We start from the raw sequence: 20,916 nt of genomic DNA, 5'->3' as shown, positions 1-20,916 counted from the left end.
CCCCTGGGATAAATGAATTGTGAACTACTTTTCGTGCAAAGGATAGTGATCTGCCATACGCTGCAGCGCATTCCGAAGAAGTGACCTCGGAGCGGCAACGTTCAGCCGGATGTAACCTTCACCGATCGCTCCGAAGGAGGTTCCGTAGCTGACACTGACTCTGCTCTTGTTTTGAATCCACTCCACTAAATCGCTTTCAAGCTTGCCGCACGCCGTGCAGTCCACCCATAATAAATAGGTGCCTTCAGGCTGAATGACTTTAAGCTTTGGCATGTGTGTCTGTATAAAATCGATCGTATATGCGATGTTGTCCGTTATATATGCGCGAAGCTCGTCCAGCCATTCATCGCAAGCCGTATAGGCCACTTCCAAGGCAGGGACGGCAAAAAAGGTCGGATTATGAATCCCTGCCTGCTGCAGCCCGTTTTTAAAGCGTTCCCGCAGCTGCCCGTTTGGAATGATGATGTTGGCGATTTCCAGACTCGCAAGATTGAACGTTTTTCCTGGGGACGTACAAATGATCGAACGGTCTGCCACCTGCTCCGTCAGCTTGGCGATCACAGTATGCTCGTGCCCCTGATGGATGAAATCCGCATGAATGTCGTCGGATACGATCAGCGCATCGTATTGGATGCACAGCTCGCTGATCCGCTCCAGCTCATGGATCGTCCAGACCCTGCCGGTGGGATTATGCGGAGAGACGAGCATGACCATCTTCACGCCTTCCCTCATTTGCTCTTCCATGTCTGCAAAATCGATCTCATACCGTCCGTTTACAAGCTGCAGCGGACTTTCAACCAACTGCCTGCCATTGATCGCAACCGCTTTCGCGACGGGTTGATAAGCAGGCGTATGGATCAAGATGCGGTCCCCCTTCTCCGTCAGGTTCTGAATCAAGACAGAGACGGCCTGTACGATTCGAGGGCAGAATACGATCCATTCCTGCGGCACCTGCCAATTATAGGCTTTGGACAGCCAGCCTTGTACCGCTTCGAAATATGGCGGGAACGGATCGGTGTAACCGTAAATGCCGTGTCTGGCCATTTCCGTCATCCGTTCCACCACGGCTGGCGGCGCCGGTAAATCCATGTCCGCGACGGACAGTGCGATCATGTCCTCCCCCTGGGATTGGGCCATTCCGTCCCATTTGGCGCTGTTCGTGCCGTATCTGCTGATGATGTGGTCAAAATTATATTTCAATGATGTCACCTTCCCTTGATCCTGCGTATGCCAGTTGCTGATTACTTAAGCTTTTGCAAATAACGGTAGACAGTAGGCTCGGATATCGCTAATGCTGCGGCTACTTGGGAAACGCCGCCTTTCAGCAAGAATACCCCCTGCTCGTTTAACTCACGCACGAGCTCGATTTTCTCTTGTGAGGATAACCGGTCTACTGGAATGTTTATTTTGCTGATTACGGATGCGATCATATGAGTAAGCAGATCATCCGCGTTGCCCTGCAAATATTCCTTGGACTGTTTGTCTTCCTGCGGAGCCTCAATTGAAGCTGGAGGAAGCGGCGAACCGCCTTGTAAAATATGCTGAATCCATTCTGCGGCAGCCTCCATGTGGGTGATGTCAATGTTCAAACACATCAGCCCGACGAGCTCGTTGTCGTCATTTTTGATAAAAAAGGTGGACGATCTAAAGCTTTGCCCCATCTTTCCCGAAGCCTTATAGTTGGCGATAAACTGTTCTTCCCGGTATGCTTCCGCTTTCAGCAGTTTCAAGACCAAATCCGTGGAGGCGTCTCCTACCTTACGCCCGCTGATGTGACCGTTCTCAATAAAAATAATCGATCGTTCCGGATCACTGACGTCATGGACTACGACTTCGCATTTGGGCCCAATAATAGCCGCAATAAATGAGGCAATTGGAAAAAACTTCTCAAGGAACTGCCGATTATCATTCATGTACGGGTGGTCTCCTTCCTTGTAAACCTTATGTGTCGTTATAAAATTTATCAATATAATAATTTATTATCGTGATAAGAGTATATTACATTTTTAAAACGGTTTCAATCACTTTTTTGGAAAATGCGCGAAACATGTCGGAATTTGTTTTTACATGGATTATCATTTCTTTAATAGCGCAAAAAAGCCGCCAGGCAAGCGGCTTCAGCATGATAAATTTTTATCAAATTAATTCAGGTTTACATAATATATCTTACGTTAATCATTCTGGCAACTACTCTTCTTTCAAAGCCACAAGCTCGGCAATCTGCCCAACTCGGCATCCATTGCACGTTTAAACGTCCCTTCAACCCCTTTGTGCGTGTTCTTCAGCTTCCGTATAATGGTGATAATTGGTCACCATAGGAGCCGGAAAATTGTTTATAAGGAGAACCAATGTAAAGGAGACATGGCTATGTTCGGATTCAGTGCTGCTGCAGGGGCAGGTTCGGTCACCAAGCAGCTATGCAGTTACCTGCGTCAGAAAATTGAGAGTGGTGCACTCGCACCCGGTCTCCAGCTGCCGCCGACGCGCCGGGCCGCCATGGACCTTGGGATAGCGCGCAACATTGTGATCGAAGTGTATGAGCAATTGACCGCCGAAGGGTATTTGACGTCCAGAGCCGGCTCCGGAACGTTTGTCGCTGAGGGCATCGAAACCCGCAAAGCTATGAAAATCGACCCTATGCCTTCTTCAGCATCAACCGCTCGATCTGAGTCCGTTCTTAAGAAACCGAAGCTCATTGACTTTGATGGAGGTCTGCCTGATTTGTCTCATTTTCCCCGCAGGCTCTGGAGCAAATACGTACGGGAGATTACCGATTCGGCGGCGGAAGACATATTTTCGTATGGCAATATTCAAGGGCTGCCTGCACTGCGTGAGGTCATTGCCGGTTATTTGTACCGGGTCAAAGGCATGGCGTGCAGCATGGACCAAATTGTCATTACGTCGGGGACCTCCGAAGGAATTCTGCTGCTGGCGTCTACCCTTTCAGACCGTTTTCATACGGTTTACACCGAAGAGCCGACGATCGGGTTTGTCGGTGATATTTTCCAAAGATTAAACTATATCATCCATCCGGTCGAGGTTGATGATCAAGGGATGCAGATCCACCGGATTGAGCATAACTTCCCTGCCGGCCTGATCGTGCTGACGCCTTCCCACCAATACCCGACAGGTAGCATTTTCTCGATTCAACGGAGGCAAATGGCTATTGCGCTGGCTGAAAAGGCTGGTCACTATATCATTGAGGATGACTATGACAGCGAGTTCCGGCATAAAGGCGGGCCGGTCCCTCCACTGCAGCTTCTTGCCCCGAGCAAGGTCATCTATGCAGGCACGTTTAGCAAAACGCTCTCGCCCGCCCTGCGGATCGGTTTCCTCGTTGTCCCCCCGGAACTGATCGAGCCGGTCATTCGCACCAAAACGGAACTAAACCTGACAACTTCCGGTATCATGCAATCGTCACTTGCGCGTTTTATATTGGACGGGCATTTTGACAGGCATATTCACAAAATGAGAGCGATATACAAACGAAAACGCGTATATATCGCGGAACAATGCCGCCGCTTATTCGGCAACCGCGTTGAACTGTTGGGTGACGAAGCTGGAATGCATGTTCAGCTCCATTTTAAGCAGGATGCTTACGGGCCGATGGACTGGCACAACATGGAAGGGCTCGGCGTCCGCCTCTCATCTTTTGAAGACTATGCAGTGTTAAAAGGTCGCTCCCCCGGCAAGGTGGTACTCGGATACGGGAATCTGACAGAGAGGGAAATCGCTGAAGGGCTGCGTAGAATCCAGCAGTTTACAGAATCTTGGAGAAGGATCTGAGATATAGCTTACGTTTATTAAACTGGTATTTCGTTTCGATCAATACAGCTCCATGGCCGGCACTCGAGTTTAAAGTTAAACCTTCAAGTGCTACAACAATATATTTTTGCCATTAATTCAAGTATATCAAGGAAGTAAACCCGCGGAACCGAAAGATTGCATGAATGTTATATGATGACTGTATAAACCATTTGGGAGTGAAGAATATGGAAAAAGTCATCAAGCTCAAGGATTCATCCGAAATCAAAGTTGGTTTGGCGGGACGATCCGGAGGCAAAACAATCATGCTGCCTGTTGCCAAGGAATCCGTGTACGGCCAAGAAGCTGAAAGCCTGAAGCTGTGGGGTGTCGACCCCGAATCTGGACAGCATTTCGTCGAGGGACTGGCTGATATGTTCCAAGTCTTGTACTTTGACTATGAAGGCCATCGCATGAAGCACCCCAATCCCGACCATCTGACACCAGAGCAGTTTGTAGAAGATCTGCTGTTCATCGCTGATGAAATGAATGTCCGCCATTTTAGCTATTATGGTTACTCCTGGCTGGCGCTGGTCGGTCTGCAGCTGGCTATCCGTACGGAGCGGTTGGATAGCTTGATCATGGGTGGATTTCCGCCATTGGACGGGCCCTATAAAGAAATGATGGTGGTGACCCGCAGTACTTATGAACAAGCTGTACGCAATCAAAATACCCCTATAATGAAAGATTGGCAGGATTCGAGCAGTCCGGAAAAGGTGGATTGGGACCAGGTTCAGGTCAAGATCGACACAAATCAGACCAAACAGTTTATGACGCTGTACCAGCATTTGATGGATTTTGACGATCGGGCGGTGAGTCTGAACCCGGCCGTTCCGAAGCTGGCTTTTGCCGGAGAGAAAGATACGATCGTGTATGGGGAAAACTTCGGCGGCGTCACTGTGGACATTGCCGGGATATTGCAGAGAAACCAACAAGCTTTGGAAGAAATGGGCTGGGACGTTCGTATCTTAACGGGAGACGGGATGGACCATACCAAAGCCATGCACCCGGAGACCGTGCTTCCGGTCATCAAGCCCTGGCTCGTGTCTAATTTGTTGGACGGTTAGAATATGTTCCGCTAACGCTTTTTAAGATGATCCCATCGATTATCATTCAAATAAGCTTCTTAATTCACCATTTAAAAAAGGCATTCGGTCGTAGAAACCGGGTGCCTATATGCGTTTATTTCGACAAAATTTCATGTTCACCTAACGTTTTTTGACTATAGTATCAAGTTTGTTATCTGGATGCATGGAATCTTCCTTTTATACAATGAATTTACGAAGCGCAAGCTGCAATAGAGAAACCACCGGAAGGAGTGACTATCATGAGTTCAAAAGCCGAGCAAAGCCACAAACGTAAGCGCTTACGTCCACGTTGGCACAAGCAGGATACGGAACTGACCCTGCTCGCCTTGCCGACGACCATATGGTATATCCTCTTCTGCTTTCTACCTATGTTCGGGATCATTATCGCCTTTAAAAATTTTAGAATTAGCGGCGGATTCCTGAGCAATGTGTTCAACAGCCCGTGGATCGGCTTCAAAAACTTCGAGTTCCTGTTCAAATCGAACGATGCTTGGATCATTATCCGCAACACGATTGGATACAACCTGATCTTTATCGTTCTAGGCATCGTCCTCCCTGTTCTATTCGCCATTATGGTAGGACTGCTGCACAGCCGGAAGGCCAGCAAAATCTATCAAACGATGATGTTCCTTCCCTATTTTTTATCTTGGGTGGTCGTATCCGCCGTAGGCTGGGCTTTCCTAAGCTTCGACAAGGGGATCGTCAACCAAATGCTCGTCAGTATGGGCAGCGACCCGGTGAACTGGTACATGGAACCGAAATACTGGCCGTTCTTCCTGATTCTCTTAAACGTCTGGAAAGGCCTTGGCTACGGAATGATTATCTACTTGGCCACCATCACGAGCATTGACAGCACCTATTACGAAGCTGCGGTTATCGATGGCGCCTCAATTTGGCAGCAGACGAGATTTATTACGCTGCCGATGCTGAAGCTGGTCATCGTCATGATGTTCATCTTGGCGGTCGGGCGCATTTTCTACACCGATTTCGGTTTGTTCTACCAGGTCACGCGGGACTCCAATTCCTTGTTCAACGTGTCTACGACCATCGATGTCATGGTATACAAGCAGCTGAAAACCGCTACTGTCGGGATGGCCTCCGCTGCTGCATTCGTGCAGTCCGTCCTGGGCTGTGCCACCATTCTGATCGCTAACTGGATTGTCCGCAAAATCGATCCGGAAAGCGCAATGATGTAAGGAGGTAGGGTCGATGTCAACAAGAACGGCTTACGATACGGGCCTGGAGAAATTTAATCGTACCCACAGAGTCGTCGACGTCATTTTCCATCTGATATTTATCGTCTTGGCGCTGATCTGTGTCATTCCTGTCGTTGTGGTTCTGTCCATCTCATTTTCCAGTGAAGACTCGATCCGTGAGACGGGATATCATTTACTGCCGACCGTACTATCGGGTGATGCATACGCCTATATCACCAAACAGGGGACGACGATTTTGAGGGCACTCGGCGTGTCGGTTCTTGTCACTGTGATTGGGACCGTGCTCGGCGTCCTGCTGACGGCATCCATGGGTTACGTCATTTCCCGCCCCAACTACAAGCTGAAGGGGTTCCTGACCTGGATCGTATTCATTCCGATGGTGTTCAACGGCGGTTTGGTGTCCAGCTACTTTATCAACACGAATTTATTGAGTCTGAAGGACAGCATCTGGGCCTTGATTCTGCCGCTGGCCGTCTCATCCTTTAACGTGATCATCTGCAAAACGTTTTTCAAAAGCACGATTCCCGACGGACTCATCGAATCGGCGGAAATCGATGGCGCGAGCCAGCTGCGGATCTTCTTCTCTATCGTCCTCCCGATCTCGCTGCCTGTGATCGCGACGATTGGATTGTTTCTCTGCTTCGCCTACTGGAACGACTGGTTTCAATCGATGCTGTATATCGACAACCAGAACCTGTACTCGCTGCAGGCCCTGCTCAACAGCCTGATGAGCAATGTCGATGCCCTGGCAAAGAATGCCGCAAGCATGGGCGTGAGCTACGCCGTACTTGTCGCGACGATGCCGAAGGAATCCGCGCGGATGGCTGTGGCGATCCTCATCGTTTTGCCTGTAGCCTGCGCCTACCCGTTCTTCCAGAAGTATTTTATTTCCGGGCTTACGGTCGGTGCTGTTAAAGGATAATGACGAAATAAGCCAAGACATCTTGGTTTATGATAAATCACTGCTAATCACGGTGATTCAACATCTATAAGGGGGATTTGGAATGAAAAGATCTTTCAGGTTCATCTCTACGCTCTGTTTGCTGACCCTTCTGGCCACAGCTCTGGCGGCCTGCGGCGGTTCGAAGCCTGCTTCTACAGCCGATGGATCGCAGACAACCACGGAACCGTCGAAGGAAACTTCGACAACGACCAAGGATGTTCCGACGCTAGTCTGGTGGACGATCGGCGGCCAGGTGCCGAGCAACTTCAGCAAGGCTGTTGACGCCATGAATGCCTACACAGCCGAAAAGATCGGCGTGAAAGTGGACATCAAGGTAGCCAGCTGGGGCGAATGGGACACGAAGATGAACACCATCGTCAATACCGGCGAGCCTTTCGACATCATGTTCACGAACAGCGGCAAGTACAGCAAGCAGGTTGCGATGGGCGCTTTTGCCGATATTACCGATCTGGTACAAAGCGAAACGCCTGACCTTTACAAACTGATTCCGCAAAACGTATGGGACGGCACCAAAATCGGCGGAAAATATTATTCCGTACCGACTTATAAAGATTCCGCGTTGACGCAGTATTGGGTATTCGATGACAAGTATGTGCAGAAGTACAATATCGACATCAACAACATCAAGACGCTGCAGGATCTGGATAAGCCGCTTCATGATATGAAGGCCGGCGAAGGCAAAAGCTTCTACCCGCTGCCGATGACCCAGGGCGAAGGCCTGAACGGATTCTTTAACGATTATGACGATTTAACGCTGGGCTTCCCTCCGGTCGGCGTGAAAGCGGACGATGCAACGCGCAAGGTCGTTTCCGTTCTGGAGCAGCCTGACGTTATGGCTAACCTGAAGCTTTTGCATCAATGGTATCAAGACGGCATCATCAATCCGGATGCTCCGACCAAAACCGAAGCTGACAAAGGCAGACCGTTCTTTGCGGCACAAGCCTTCCCTGGCGCCGAAATCAGCTGGCAAATCAATGATAACGTCCAGAAATACGACATGGTTCAGCATTACGGACCGATCTACACCACAAGTACAATCCAAGGTTCTTTGAACGCGATTTCGGCAAATTCGAAATATCAGAAGGAAGCATTGAAGTACCTTGAACTGGTTAACACCGATCCGAAGCTGCGCAACATGCTGGCCTTTGGCGAGCTGGGCGTAGACTACAAAAACGTCGACGGCGAAAAAGTCATCGAGCGTACAACCGATACTTGGCCGCTGGCTGCTTACACCCAAGGCACGTTCTTTAATCTGGCGGTGACGAAAGGCGCTCCGGAAGATCAATGGGAACAGGTTAAAAAGTTGAACGAAGCTGCCTCCTCTTCCACGATCCTTGGTTTCGCACTGGACATCAGCAATCTGCAGACCGAAGTGGCAAACTGCCAAGCCGTATGGGACAAATACAAGTATGAACTCATTACCGGCGCATCCGATCCGGAGAAAATGGTGCCGAAGATTACCGCTGAACTGAAGTCGGCCGGCATGGACACGATTATGAAAGCGGCTCAAGAGCAAATCGATAACTACTTCAAGTAAAAGAAATGGAAGCGCATCCCTTAATGAGACTCTCTTAAGGGATGCTTTTTCCTTCCCATCGATGAAGTTTCGCACTAATCGTGGTACCTTTGCACTAATCGTGATACATTGGGATTAGCATTCATGCTTCGACGAGTTGCTGTCAATCGAGGTGTCTTATGGGCTCTTTTTTACAAATCAAAATTTACCGCCACAAGTTTATCGCCTATGTCATCTTCGTCGTGAGCATCGGACTCACGCTGGGCACGCTGACCTGTGCCATGCTGCTCAATCAATGGGTCGGCAATGCCCGGATCGAGGCGGCGAACGCATTCTCGCGCGTGGAGAATGAACTGCAGTATGACGCCGACCGTATCGAGGCTTACATGCAGCGGATTTACTCCAATCCGGGATTGCTCGACGATGCCAGAAGCTTTGCGAGCAGCAGTGCTGAAGGTTACTTGACGAGCAGGCTGGATCACAGCATCTACTCGCAGCCGCTGGTTTCCTTTCCCGAAGATCTTAAGACCTACTTATACAGCTGGGCGCAGGGTGAGATCACGCAAATTAGCCTGCACACCGGCCAATACGGCAATGTAGTACGCTTTAACGATAACGGTATCGCCAGTTATACGTTCGGACTTCCGAATAAGGACGAGGCTTTTCATGACACGATTACGAAAGGTTTCGTATACCGCAAGAAACTGTCGAATCCTACGCTGGGCTCTCAGGAATTCGGAGAGCTGCGCTTTTTGGTCAGCAGTGAGCAAGTTTTCAGATCGGTCCAAAATTTCCGGGTTGGCGAAGCTGCGGCCGTCAGTGCTGCCGGCGATATCTACCTGATCGGCGGACACGGCGAAGATTTGGAGCAAATGTCCCGCCTGGCTGCAGCAAATGGACGCACACACGGCATTATTTCAAGGGGAATGCTGAAGCCGATATTTTATGTCACCTTCGCCTCCACCAAGTTTAATTTCAAATTCGTCAGCATCATCGATTTGTCCACGCTGATTCGTCAGCATGCCGGGATGCTGATCACCCTCTTCCTGATCGTGCTGGCCGCGATGGTCAGCGTACTGCTGCTCATTGTCTACAATTTACGGGATGATGCCCTCTTCCTGCACCGCATCATCCAGTCGATCGGGCGCGTCAAAACGGCCAATTTTACGACGAGCCGCCCGGCCCGGTACCGGAGAAACGAATACGGTATGATCGCCCGTGAGTTGGATGATATGATACAGCAGCTGGATAAGTACATCCGCAATGAATATTTGCTAAAAATAAAGCAGCAGGAAACCGAAATGAAAGCGCTTCAGAACCAGATTAATCCGCACTTCCTGTACAATACCCTGGAGGTGATCCGCTCTACAGCGCTGGTCAACCGGGACACAGATACCGCCGATGCCATTGCGACTTTAGGGACGCTCTACCGCGAAATCGTGAAGAAGGAAAATATCATTTCGATTGCCAGCGAGCTGGAACTGCTGCAGAAATACTTGGAGATTATGGAGTTTAAGTATCCGGGACGTTTTTATTATCAGGTCAATGTCGAACCGGCCCTCCTCTCGATCCCGACCGTGAAATTTTGGATGCAGCCGCTCGCGGAAAATTTCTTCATTCACGGCTTCGATGCCGGTCATGAGTTTAATTTGTACGTCGTTAATGGCTGGGAATCCGATGACGGTTATATGCTTGAATTTGTGGATAACGGGCAGGGAATACCGGCGGAGCGTTTAAATACCGTTCGGCGCACGCTGTTTAACCAGGATGACGCTTCCTCCGGAAGTATCGGCCTTCGCAACGTATATACGCGGCTGCATTTCTTCTATGGGGACGGCTGTACGATCGAAATCGCAAATAACGAGGAAGCCGGGGTCAAGATTGCGGTACGGATATCAAAAGAGGTGATTGAACATGTACAAGTTGATGATTGTGGATGACGAGCCTCAAATTTTGGAAGGCATGAAACGGATACTGGACTGGAACCAATACGGGTTTGGCCGCATTGAAACGTGTGAAACGACTGAGGAAGCCATGACCAAAGTGGTTGACCTGCAGCCGGACGTGGCTATCTTTGATGTCTGCATTGGCAAGACGCTCGGGTATGAGACCATCAGCAGGCTTAACGAATTTAAGATCCCGACGAAATACATTATTATGAGCGGCTATAGTGAATTCAAATATGCTCAGGAAGCCATTCGCTGCGGCGTCAAAGACTATCTGCTCAAACCGGTTGAGCGCACCAAGCTGCAGCAAGTCATTGAGAAAATCATTGTCGAGGATCTTAACGGTACGATCGGCGATAAGAACAGCGAGGACCTGAACAGGGATCCCGTATTAGGGGTTCAATATGAGCATCTCTCCAAGCTGGTCAACCGCATATTACTGATGATCAAGATGGAATACGCCCAGAACATAACGTTAAAATCCGTAGCGGAGCGCTTCCAAATGAACAGTACTTACCTGGGACAGCTGTTTCTTAAAGAAACCGGAATGAAGTTTTCAGAGTACCTCATGGCATACCGGATGCTGCTCGCAGAGGACCGAATCCGCTCAACCGAAGAGAAAATATCTTATATCGCGTTTTCCGTCGGCTACAACAATCTCAATTATTTCTATACGCACTTTCATAGCTTTTTCGGAAAGTCTCCTTCCGAGCTCCGCGGAAAAGCTTAAGCTGCGCATTTTTCAGAAAGGAGGCTGCTGGTGGTCATGAATTATGGACGCAAGCCGATCTTAATAACCCTCTCTTTGATTCTACTGCTCTTATCGACGACAGGCTGCTTTCGTCAGTCCGGCCAAAATAGCGACTCCGATGAAGGCGCACCGGTCAATCTGATTTATTATACGATTGGAGAACCTGATAAGGATTTACAGCTCGTCAACGATAAGATCAACGAAATCATGGCACCCAAAATCGGCGTCACCGTCACGTATATCAAGGTCGGTTGGCAGGAATATGAAGATCGGCTGCACACGCTCATATCCGCCGGCAGTCCATTCGACATCGCCTTTGTTCCTGATTACGCCCCCACGGCAATGCGCGGTGCCTGGCTGAGATTGGATGACTACCTTCAGGGACTGGGCAAGGAGATGTACGACGAGGTTGATCCGATCTTTTGGCAGGGAGTACGCATGAATGACGGCGGCATATACGGCATTCCTACCAATAAGGAGCTGGCCGTGCGCGATCAGTGGATGTACCCTGCTTCCATCGTGGATAAATACCATATCGACATCTCCAAGTACGATACGCTGGAATCGCTTGAACCTCTTCTTCGGATGATTCAACAAAAAGAACCGGATTACGTGCCGATGGAGCTTGATCGGGATTCGCACAATTTCTTTGCACTCGATGGCTATGAATATATCATGAACAACAAAATTCCCTTAATGATCAAATCGCTGGATCCGAGCGCCGAGGTCGTCAATATATTCGAAACCAAGGAAGCGCGGCAGATTCTGGATACGCTGCGACGTTATTACAAGGCTGGCTTCATTAACAAAGACGCCGCGCTGCGGGAGCCTGGAGGCTTGAAGCGGGGAGCCAAAGTATTCTGGAAATCCTCCGGCGGCGGTCCCCTTTCGGAGACGACCTGGAGCAAGGACCGCGGCTACAAGGTTGTGGCGAATCCTGTTACGCCGAGCGTTGTCACCACGGAATCGGTCCGGGGAGGAATTATGGCGGTCAATGCCAACACCAAGCATCCCGCCGAGAGCATTAAGTTTTTGAATCTGCTGAACACGGATCCGGAAATACGGAACTTATTTAATTACGGTATTGAGGGCGTGCACTACACGCTTGATGCCAAAGGGCAGGTTGTCCCCATCTCCTCAAAAGATAAGGATGGAGCCGATGCCTCTTCCCGTTATGCTGGAGTACAGTATACTCAGGGAAATTGGTTTATCCTGAATACGATGGGCGGCGGCTACCCGGATCCCCTCGATAAATGGGAGCAGTTCCGTCAATATAATGCTGGAGTCGTCAAGTCGGCCGTGCTCGGATTTACGCCGGATCTTAGCAAAATGACGGCACAAACCGATAACATTGAGATGGTCTGGCAGAAATACTACCCCAGTCTGATGACAGGCTCCGTCGATGTTGGCGCGATCCTCCCCAAGTTTAATCATGAACTGAAGCAGGCAGGTATTGAAGACGTGCGTAAAGAAGTGCAGAGACAGCTGGATGCATGGCGTGCTGTCAGCAGATAGCCGTTTGTGAATACAACTCTCCGCGTGCAATCTGTTCTTTAATTGTATTTTCCGGCAGCCGGTCATGCATCATGTGGCTCGCTGCCGGTCATTTCATCGAAAGATACTCTTCTTTTAACAGCCCATAATACACAAGATCCTCATATTTCCCCTGCTTTTTAGCATGCTGTCGTAACGTGCCTTCATATTTCATCCCCACCTTAGCCATCACTTTACCCGAAGCGGGATTCCTGCCAAAATGACGCGCAAATACGCGGTTTAACCTTATTTCTTCAAAGGCGTAACGAACGATCCCCTTTGTGGCTTCGGTACAATAACCGAGATTGCTATAGGGCTTCCCGACCCAATAAGCAAGTTCGCCGTGGTCAAATGGCTGATGGAATGCGATGCAGATGGCACCGATCACATATTGGCCTTCCTTATGTACGATAGCCAGCTCGAGGGATCGTCCCTGATCAAATTGATCTTGGTGGGACGCGATCCATTTCTCCGCTATGCCATCTTCATAGGGATGAGGAATATATAACGTCATGTCAGCGATGTATGGATCCCCGGCTAATTCCTGAACAGCCTTGGCATCGTCTAGGCAAAAAGGACGTAACAGCAGCCTGTCTAGTGGAATGGTCGGCAATGCTTTCATGCACCAGTGCCCCTTTCTTCTTACTTCAATTTAATTAGATTTTAGTTCAAGCGAAGGATAAAAAAAACCGCCGTTTGGCGGCAAAAAATGGGCACATGTTGTCAGCTTCTCCGATTTCCGGCTAGACCTGTCGATGATCACTGCTGAACGGACCAGCTCAGCCCGCCATCAGCCGTCACGGCAGTTCCCTGCAGGAACTGAATCCAGCCATGCTGCGGATCGGAAAAGCCGATCGATCGGACGTCTACCATCTCGGCATCCGCGGGAAAAGGATGATCCACCCAGGTGCGGCCCCCATCAGCAGTCGTCAGGAGCCGTGTTATCACACCTTCTTTGGCTTCGAAATCTTCAAAAAGCATATACCCGTGCGTTTCATCGCTAAAATAGACAGCGTCCGGATACCAGTCCTTGTTCAGTGTCAATACAGTTTGCGCCGAATGATCCGTCCCGAACCGAATGAGCTCAAGACTTCCCTTGGTGTCCGTCTGCTTCAGCAGCCATCCACTGGTATAGGAGGTCAAGGAGACTTGCATCTCACTATTTTCTTTGCTCACCAGCGTTTTGCCCCAGGTCTTTCCGCCATCCGAAGTGCGATAAATAGCCTTCCCTTCTCCTGTGGCGAACAAGACGCCATGTTTCGTGTCAAAAAACCGGAAGGCTGAAACGTCGGATATCCCCAGCTTGTTCAGCGATTCGCTGGAAACTTCATGCCAGGTGAGCCCGCCGTCCTGGGTTTTCAATAAAACATGCTGGGGGTCTTTATCCCGGAAGGCCATCATGAAGCCTTCTTTCTCACTGACAAAGCTGATTTTCTCAAGCCGGATATAAGAATCCAGGGAAGCGATGATCTTCCAGCTCGCCCCACCGTCGATCGTTTTCAGGACCTTACCGCTGTCCAGCTGGGTTCCAATGCCAAATCCGAGTTGACGATCGATAAAAGCCATGTCCTCCGTTGGTCTGCCATACGGCTCGGATAGCGGATAAGACTCCTGCCAGCTTACTCCCCCGTCAGTCGAGCGAATGAGAAAATCGGAGCCGTTCATCCCGTCGACGGCGGCCCATATTGCCTTAGCGGACACCATCTGTACCTGATTTACCGCCACCGCCTTGCTCACGCTGGTAAAGCTGCGGCCGCCGTCCTTTGTCAGCCAAATGCCTCCTTCGATCGGTCCCGCGCCCGGGTGCAGCGAAATTACGCCAGTGTTCCCGTCGATCAGCTGAATACCGTTTACATAAGGACGTCCCGTCCGCTGTGTGCTCATTTTAGTCCAATGCTTACCTCCGTCAACGGTACGGTAGACGTCCCCGCTCAGCATCCCCTTCTCATTTGTCAGCAGCCAACCGGTATTTTCACTCGCAAACGAGATTTGAAAGGCGGACAAAGGCGAATCCTTCGCAGAGAGATCCAGCTGTTTGGACCATGTCCGCCCACCATTATTGGTCTTTATAACAGCAAGCTTGGTATCATCCTTGCCGACCGTACCGACCTCATAGCCGGTGCCGGCTTTCGGAAAACTTGTGCTGATCGGCTTGAAGTCCTTGATTCCGAACACAGCCGTTTGAAAATGATTTCCACCATCCTGTGTGAGCAGCAGGCGGCCGTTTACGAGCATCGCGCCGCTTTCCTCATTTGCGAACGACAATTTCCGCAGAATGGGATTGCCTTGGCTGTGGTCCTCATGGGATTCGGCCTTCCATTTTGTCATCCAGCTGCTGCCACCGTCTCCGGTTTTTAGCAGGCTGATCTGTTTGCACTTCAGCTGTCCTGCGCTGCTGGAACAGTTGTCTTCGACCAAAGCATACCCGGTTTTGGCATTGATAAAGTCCAGGCTGCGTATATACTTCCCAGGCAAATTCTGTTCCTGCCAATGCGTTCCGCCGTCATGGGTGGACAGCAGCCTTAGTTGAGCGTCAGTGCGCTCTTTAACCGCAAATCCCGTTTTGGAGTCGATGAAATCGATAACCGGAAGATCATACGGGATATTCCCATTCCATTTGAGCTCCTTTCCCTGCTGCGGCTGAATAGGGATATCAGCCGAAGACAGCGCGGCCGCTGCTGGTTCCGCCCCTTTAGCACACCCCGTAAGAACGGCTGCCAAAATGGACACAAGGACTGCTGCTCTGACATGCCTGCGTCTTATTCTCATGTTTAACGCCTCCTTCATCCGCGCAAAAACATTCTGTAAAATAAATCTTCTGTGCTTTAACCGTCCAAGGCTTAAGATTGTTCATGACAAGTTTAATTATAGAGTTTGCTTTAGTGCGATGGGTTAAGGATTGTTCTCGTTTTGGAGTCAAGATTTTCATATTTTCATGGCTCCATGGATTGTGAGGAGTTGTTGATCCTTTTGTGACTTTTATAGAACGCCGTTTGTGATATTCGCTTGATATGATTCTACTGCTAATAAAAAACGCATGAGCTATACTGCCTGGGCTTGGTGCGAAGAGAGAAAGGAAGATTCAGAAATGAGAAAGATGTTTGCATTATTTTTGTCATTGGCATTGGTACTCAGTCTGGCTGTCCCCGCCGCGAGTGCGAATGCTGCACCAGACAATCAAAACAGGAAGGATACTCTTCATGTTCAAGTCGTGCTGTTCGATGGATTCGATTTGCTCGACGCCTTGGCGCCCTATGAAGTATTTGCCGCTGCGGGTATGTATTCCGGTGACAAAGTGACGGTCGAACTGGTATCCGCAGAAGGCAAGCGTTCTGTTCCGAGCGGGCTGGGTGGACCCTCTCTGGAAGCGAAATCCAAGCTGGACCCCAATCAGCCGGGAATTATTGTGGTGCCTGGTGCTGCTGGCAAGCCGGCGGGAAATACTCCTGATACCATTCCGAACCTTCTTTGGAAGGCGAAGCAAACGCCCTTAACCAGCATGATCAAACAAGCAATGGACGATAAAGAAGTGACGGTAGCAACGGTATGCGGAGGTTCCTTATTGCTTGCGATGGATGGTCTGCTGAAAGACCGGCATGCCGTGACCAATCCGATTGGCATGACTGCGTTAGGTGCCGCGGGCGCAATCCCGGTAGAGGCCAGAGTTGTTGAGGATGGACCACGCCTGGTCAGCGGAGGAGGCGTGACTTCAGGATTGGACGTAGCCCTATATTTGGTAGAACGCGAGTTGGGGCCGCAGATCGCTAACGCTGTAGAAAACTTATTCCAGTACGAGCAGCGCGGCACGGTATGGAAAGCCGAAGGCACGACGCCCATCGACTTTTTCAAAAATACGGCTGTAAAATGACCGAACGCTGTTCTTTTAATAAGGTCAAAGATCGTCGTCTGATCTGAAAATGTAGTTACAAACATAATAAGGCACCTCTAGAATGCCTCATGGCAGGTAAGAGGTGCCTTTTAGTTAACGTATCAGGATCATTTCGGTCGAGACGAGCTTCATCAGCAGGATAGAGGTAAGCTCGCACCGATGCCCGGTAGCTTTTGTTATTGGGGTTAGTCACTGCTAAGTTAGATCTGCTTCAGCTCGAGGTCACGAGCAATTTCGGCAATAAGGCGGTCGAACCACGGCTTCCCCTGAGGAACCCATTTCCTTGCCGCTTGGGCATACCATGCGAGATGCAGGAAATGATAGATTTGCATAATGCCGATCGGGACGTAACGAACAGGATCAATACCCAGCGAATGTAATAAAGCTGCAGCATCCAGAGATACCGGCCCCCGAATCGGGCGCTGCCAGTCGAGGACCCGGTACCCGTCGTTTGTCACCAGCACATTTTCCGCTTTGAGGTCTGCATGTACATATCCTGAAGGTGAACGGAGTTCGGTAAGCAATGCCGGGGCTTGACTCCACTCGCGCAGTTTGTTGACCTTGCCGATGTCCACTTCCTTGAAGCTTCCTTCATGAATACATTCGGAAATATCATGAAGAGCACCCTCGATATATGCGGCCCATCCTTCTTCCGTACTGATGTCGAACATGACAGGCAAATCTCCATGGATCTGTGAGATCATGTCTATCAGATCATTGGCGATGCTGGCTGCCTCCGTATCTTTTAAAGGAATGTCCTTCAGCCGCGGCGCCCGGATTTCTTCCATTAGCATAGCCGTCATATTGTCCTTCGCTTCGATCACGCGAACCGGCACCAGGAGCGGAGATTGAGCACGAGCATAAAATTGGGCTTCCAGCGTCGGCGGAGCCTGCACTTTATAAATGTAACGGCCTCCCTGCTCCGTAACCATGCGCTGAACACACGATAAGGGCCACTCGTGAATGGTGGTCCGTTGAGAGACCGGGCTGCCTAGATATTCTGCCAGTTCTTCGTCGTCGTGAAGCAGCAAATTAAACGATGGATGACGATGCATACGATTCTCCGCTCCCTTTCGAAATACTCGGCATATTGGTACTAGATATAAATTGGCGAAAAACAACTCGGAATCTTTTTTACTTCGTGATAGCGATCGGTTATCCTCCTTGATCCATTCGACCTTTTCCCTTAGTGCCACGCTCATGGGACTGAGTAGCAGGTATGACGCTACAGAAAAAAACCGCTTATTCAGCGGCTTCAATAACCTGGTTTATCTAGAAATACCCCTCGGGTCTCTACGGGATGTTTATAACGCGTTTAACGCTTCCATGATTGGAGTTTCGCCACGAATTATATCAAAAGCTTTGCCGACGGTATGAGGATTTTCCAATGATGCTAGTATAGCCTCAGCCACATCTTCACGGGGAATTGTCCCCCGATCCAGGTCAACCGCCGCGGTGACCTTCCCCGTTCCGGGTTCATTGATCAGCCCGCCTGGGCGAACAATCGTATAATCCAGGCCGCTCTGCTCGAGCCAAATATCCGCATAATGCTTTGCGGCGCTGTAGTAAGGCGCACTCTCCATCCAAAGCTCGCGGTGATGGACCCCGATCGCGCTCACCATGATGAAGCGGCGCACCCCGGCTTGTTTGGCAGCCTCTACCGACTTGATTGCACCATCCAAATCAATCATCATCGTTTTATCCGCTCCTGTATGGCCACCCGAGCCTGCAGTAAATACAACTGCATCCGCCCCCTCGGCAACGCGGGAAATCTCATCGATACTTCCTTCCAGGTCAGCAAGCACCGCTTGCACGCCCTGCTCTTCAAATGCCGCTTTCTGCTCGTCGCTTCTCACCATCGCGATGGCATTGTGCTTGTTGGATTCCTGCAGCTTTCTTACAAGATGCCGGCCAATCTGGCCATTGGCTCCGATAATCAGTACGTTCATAGTAAATCCTTCCTTTCTTCTATACTTAGATCAAAGTGTTCCGTATACATAGGCTTAATTATGGATAGATAAGATTGTTTTTAACCCAAGAAATGAATTTCACCGTTTTCTTTTTTCGCCCGAATCACAATTCCCCCCAGACATTGCTCTGATTTCAAGGCCTTGCTTTCCATATTTGTTATGGATCAGGGCTATCTTTTGGTATAATCATCCTGAGGTGTTTAACGATGGATGGAAAAAGATTTGTACTGATCATGGTGATTGTTTTAGTGTTGATTGGCGGCTTTTTTATCGCATTTATGCAGCTTTTGAGTTCAATAGGCAAAATCTGATTAGACCTGCAGGTTCATGTGTCTGAACCCGTTCCATCATCGCGGGCTAACTGTACACAAGATCGGCCAGCACCCCCTCCGCAGCTGCCGCTAAGTCCTGCCCACTTAGAAAAATTTGCAGCCCCCGTCTTCCTCCGCTAATGCTGACGACTTCCATGGAGCTCACGGATGCATTCATATACAGCGGATACTTCTTTTTCATGCCCAGTGGAGACACGCCGCCCCGGATATACCCTGTTAAGGATTGAATGTCTTTCACGGGCACCATCTCCACTTTTTTATTGCCGCTTACAGCGGCCAGATTTTTCAGATTCAGTTCCCGGTCGCCTGGAATACAAGCAGCGATGACCCCTGTCTTATCCCCTTTTAAAATGAGCGTCTTGAACAGCTGGCCGGGCTCCAGCCCTACTTTCGCGGCTACCGTTGCCGCATCCAGCTGATTTTCGTCCCATTCATATTCGTGCAGCGAATACTTGATTTGAAGCGTGTCGAGTATTCGGCAGGCATTCGTCTTGGCTGACAATTTTCTTCACCTTTCCTTTGCAATGACGATTCGTTAAATAACTGGCAGTTGAAGCTCCATACTATTTTATCATGGTAACGGACCCCGGAAAAATTTCATAATCACTACCAATAGAAAAACAACCTGAACCATGCTCAGGTTGTTTTCTGTCTTTTCATCGAACCAGCCAACACGATCGCGATTAAAAAATGCTGTCTGGAACGTAATAGATTTTCTGGGTATTCTGCTTACTGTCGGGATTGGTTACGATATTAAAATAAACGTTCCCGTTTTTGTTTTGTACACCCTCGATTTCATGTTTTCCAACGTTGGTGATTTTCACCAGGCTCTTATAAGCTCCTGTGTTAGATATCATAGCAATCTGCGGGGTGTTTCCTTCAGCGCCGCCAGACGTATAAATTTCCGTTTTGCCAAGCAGGTCGGCGCCTTGGAAGGAACCGTTCGGTCTCACGATGGCACTGCCCGACTGGGTAAAGCTGGATACACACGCTGCCTTCGCCGCCGCACTATCCAGACGGACCTGCTCGTTGCTGTCCAGCAGCTTGTTCAGTTTAACCGTATCATAAACGGACCAGGTGACCTTTCCTTGTTTCGTTTGTACCCGAAAAAAAGTATATGTGCTGTTTCCGCCGCCGTCAACACGGTACGTGTCCCCTAGTCTTGTGCCCTTTTTGTTAGCGTAATTCATATACGTGAACCGGTGAAGGTCCGTATAATCCAGGGTCTTGCCGGCTGAATATTGAAGTCTCGCGACCTGGAGCGACCAATAATTGCTTGTTGAAGGATCGGCTTTTGAGCTGAAGTAAAAATAGTTGATCCCTTTGTAGGTATACATATCAAGCGTTTGCCCGTGACCGGCATTGGTGATCTTCATTTCATCCTTGTATGTAGCGGTATTGCCGTTGATAACCAGTCTTGATAGATAGACCGTCCCTTTGGACCGCTGGGTAACATATACGTATTTCGAAGCAATATAAGCTTTCTGAACCGCCAGTTTATGATGAAGTCCTTTAAGGTTGTATGCCAGTTTCGCCGAAGCGTTGACGGTTTTTCCCGGCGATGCCGCAAAGGCGGTCAAACTCGACATCCCAAAGAGCAGGATGGAAAGAGCAACGAAGCAGAATAATTTAAAATGCTTGTTCCTTGAGATCAATGACTGAAATGAATACATCTTGTTCATACCTCCTTTGAGTGTTGTTAGCATTATGCTAATAGAAATAACTGGCTATGAAAACCGTTTTTCAAAGAATTAGGGCTAAATACTCACATGATTTGCCCATATTTGGGATGAACCCAATTCAAATACCTTAATACAATTCTCCCAATCTATTAGGAATATGAAGATTTGCAAAAATAAAAAAGCGCCATATAGGCGCTTCTCTCGCGTTATCCGGTCAATTCGGT

Annotated in this window: 17 protein-coding genes; 9 read left to right on the top strand and 8 right to left on the bottom strand. The window is 49.4% G+C overall.

The genetic code is table 11. From position 1 onward, the window contains the following. Positions 1 to 24: 24 nt before the first annotated feature. Together IAE55_RS03395 and IAE55_RS03390 are read right to left on the bottom strand one after the other, a co-directional pair. Positions 25 to 1,209, bottom strand: a complete 1,185-nt coding sequence (locus IAE55_RS03395; protein ID WP_325168596.1) for a MalY/PatB family protein — start codon at positions 1,207 to 1,209, stop codon at positions 25 to 27. A 32-nt stretch (positions 1,210 to 1,241) separates the two neighbouring features. Next, positions 1,242 to 1,913 carry a helix-turn-helix transcriptional regulator gene (locus IAE55_RS03390; RefSeq protein WP_076165552.1) on the bottom strand — a complete coding sequence of 224 codons (672 nt, stop codon included), beginning with the start codon at positions 1,911 to 1,913 and terminating at the stop codon, positions 1,242 to 1,244. Positions 1,914 to 2,367: 454 nt separating this feature from the next. On the opposite strand from IAE55_RS03390, the gene pdxR reads away from it, so the two are divergent. From pdxR to IAE55_RS03350, 8 genes are all read left to right on the top strand, one after another. Next, positions 2,368 to 3,786, top strand: coding sequence for a MocR-like pyridoxine biosynthesis transcription factor PdxR (pdxR, locus tag IAE55_RS03385; protein WP_200630937.1), 1,419 nt, complete (start codon positions 2,368 to 2,370; stop codon positions 3,784 to 3,786). A 206-nt stretch (positions 3,787 to 3,992) separates the two neighbouring features. Beyond that, positions 3,993 to 4,871, top strand: a complete 879-nt coding sequence (locus IAE55_RS03380; RefSeq protein ID WP_200630936.1) for an alpha/beta fold hydrolase — start codon at positions 3,993 to 3,995, stop codon at positions 4,869 to 4,871. 260 nt (positions 4,872 to 5,131) lie between these two features. Continuing rightward, positions 5,132 to 6,088 (top strand): ABC transporter permease, encoded by a 957-nt coding sequence (locus tag IAE55_RS03375; RefSeq protein ID WP_076165559.1) that lies wholly within the window; start codon positions 5,132 to 5,134, stop codon positions 6,086 to 6,088. Between the two features lie 13 nt (positions 6,089 to 6,101). Further along, positions 6,102 to 7,031: a carbohydrate ABC transporter permease gene (locus IAE55_RS03370; RefSeq protein WP_200630935.1), complete on the top strand. Its 930-nt coding sequence runs from the start codon at positions 6,102 to 6,104 to the stop codon at positions 7,029 to 7,031. Positions 7,032 to 7,113: 82 nt separating this feature from the next. Further along, complete coding sequence (locus tag IAE55_RS03365; protein WP_200630934.1) at positions 7,114 to 8,610, top strand: ABC transporter substrate-binding protein; 1,497 nt, start codon at positions 7,114 to 7,116, stop codon at positions 8,608 to 8,610. A 158-nt stretch (positions 8,611 to 8,768) separates the two neighbouring features. Next, positions 8,769 to 10,529 (top strand): sensor histidine kinase, encoded by a 1,761-nt coding sequence (locus tag IAE55_RS03360; RefSeq protein WP_200630933.1) that lies wholly within the window; start codon positions 8,769 to 8,771, stop codon positions 10,527 to 10,529. Further along, positions 10,504 to 11,265: a response regulator transcription factor gene (locus tag IAE55_RS03355; RefSeq protein WP_105442971.1), complete on the top strand. Its 762-nt coding sequence runs from the start codon at positions 10,504 to 10,506 to the stop codon at positions 11,263 to 11,265. The genes IAE55_RS03360 and IAE55_RS03355 overlap by 26 nt, the downstream gene beginning before the upstream one ends. Positions 11,266 to 11,301: 36 nt before the next feature. Continuing rightward, positions 11,302 to 12,801, top strand: coding sequence for an ABC transporter substrate-binding protein (locus tag IAE55_RS03350; protein ID WP_200630932.1), 1,500 nt, complete (start codon positions 11,302 to 11,304; stop codon positions 12,799 to 12,801). A gap of 88 nt (positions 12,802 to 12,889) precedes the next feature. On the opposite strand, the gene IAE55_RS03345 is transcribed toward IAE55_RS03350, so the two are convergent. Further along, complete coding sequence (locus IAE55_RS03345; protein ID WP_200630931.1) at positions 12,890 to 13,441, bottom strand: GNAT family N-acetyltransferase; 552 nt, start codon at positions 13,439 to 13,441, stop codon at positions 12,890 to 12,892. Positions 13,442 to 13,578: 137 nt separating this feature from the next. After that, positions 13,579 to 15,588, bottom strand: a complete 2,010-nt coding sequence (locus IAE55_RS03340) for a WD40/YVTN/BNR-like repeat-containing protein (RefSeq protein WP_200630930.1) — start codon at positions 15,586 to 15,588, stop codon at positions 13,579 to 13,581. A gap of 319 nt (positions 15,589 to 15,907) precedes the next feature. Here IAE55_RS03340 and IAE55_RS03335 point away from each other — a divergent pair, with 319 nt between their 5' ends. Beyond that, positions 15,908 to 16,687, top strand: a complete 780-nt coding sequence (locus IAE55_RS03335) for a DJ-1/PfpI family protein (RefSeq protein ID WP_200630929.1) — start codon at positions 15,908 to 15,910, stop codon at positions 16,685 to 16,687. 221 nt (positions 16,688 to 16,908) lie between these two features. Here IAE55_RS03335 and IAE55_RS03330 read toward each other — a convergent pair whose 3' ends face one another. The 4 genes from IAE55_RS03330 to IAE55_RS03315 all read right to left on the bottom strand — a co-directional run bounded on the left by IAE55_RS03330 (position 16,909) and on the right by IAE55_RS03315 (position 20,683). Continuing rightward, positions 16,909 to 17,763: a phosphotransferase gene (locus IAE55_RS03330; protein ID WP_200630928.1), complete on the bottom strand. Its 855-nt coding sequence runs from the start codon at positions 17,761 to 17,763 to the stop codon at positions 16,909 to 16,911. Positions 17,764 to 18,012: 249 nt separating this feature from the next. After that, entirely contained in the window at positions 18,013 to 18,657 is a 645-nt protein-coding gene (locus IAE55_RS03325) for an SDR family oxidoreductase (protein WP_200630927.1), read from the bottom strand. A 378-nt stretch (positions 18,658 to 19,035) separates the two neighbouring features. Further along, complete coding sequence (gene ybaK / locus IAE55_RS03320) at positions 19,036 to 19,512, bottom strand: Cys-tRNA(Pro) deacylase (RefSeq protein ID WP_200630926.1); 477 nt, start codon at positions 19,510 to 19,512, stop codon at positions 19,036 to 19,038. A 181-nt stretch (positions 19,513 to 19,693) separates the two neighbouring features. After that, the gene (locus IAE55_RS03315; protein WP_076165580.1) at positions 19,694 to 20,683 is read right to left on the bottom strand and encodes a phage baseplate protein; all 990 of its coding nucleotides are present in this window, start codon (positions 20,681 to 20,683) and stop codon (positions 19,694 to 19,696) included. Positions 20,684 to 20,916: the final 233 nt, after the last annotated feature.

The sequence above is a fragment of the Paenibacillus sp. S28 genome (assembly GCF_016624415.1).
Lineage (GTDB): Bacteria > Bacillota > Bacilli > Paenibacillales > Paenibacillaceae > Paenibacillus_AQ > Paenibacillus_AQ favisporus.
The sequence above is the reverse complement of the archived record's forward strand: the minus strand, read 5'-3'. Positions and strand labels throughout refer to the sequence as shown.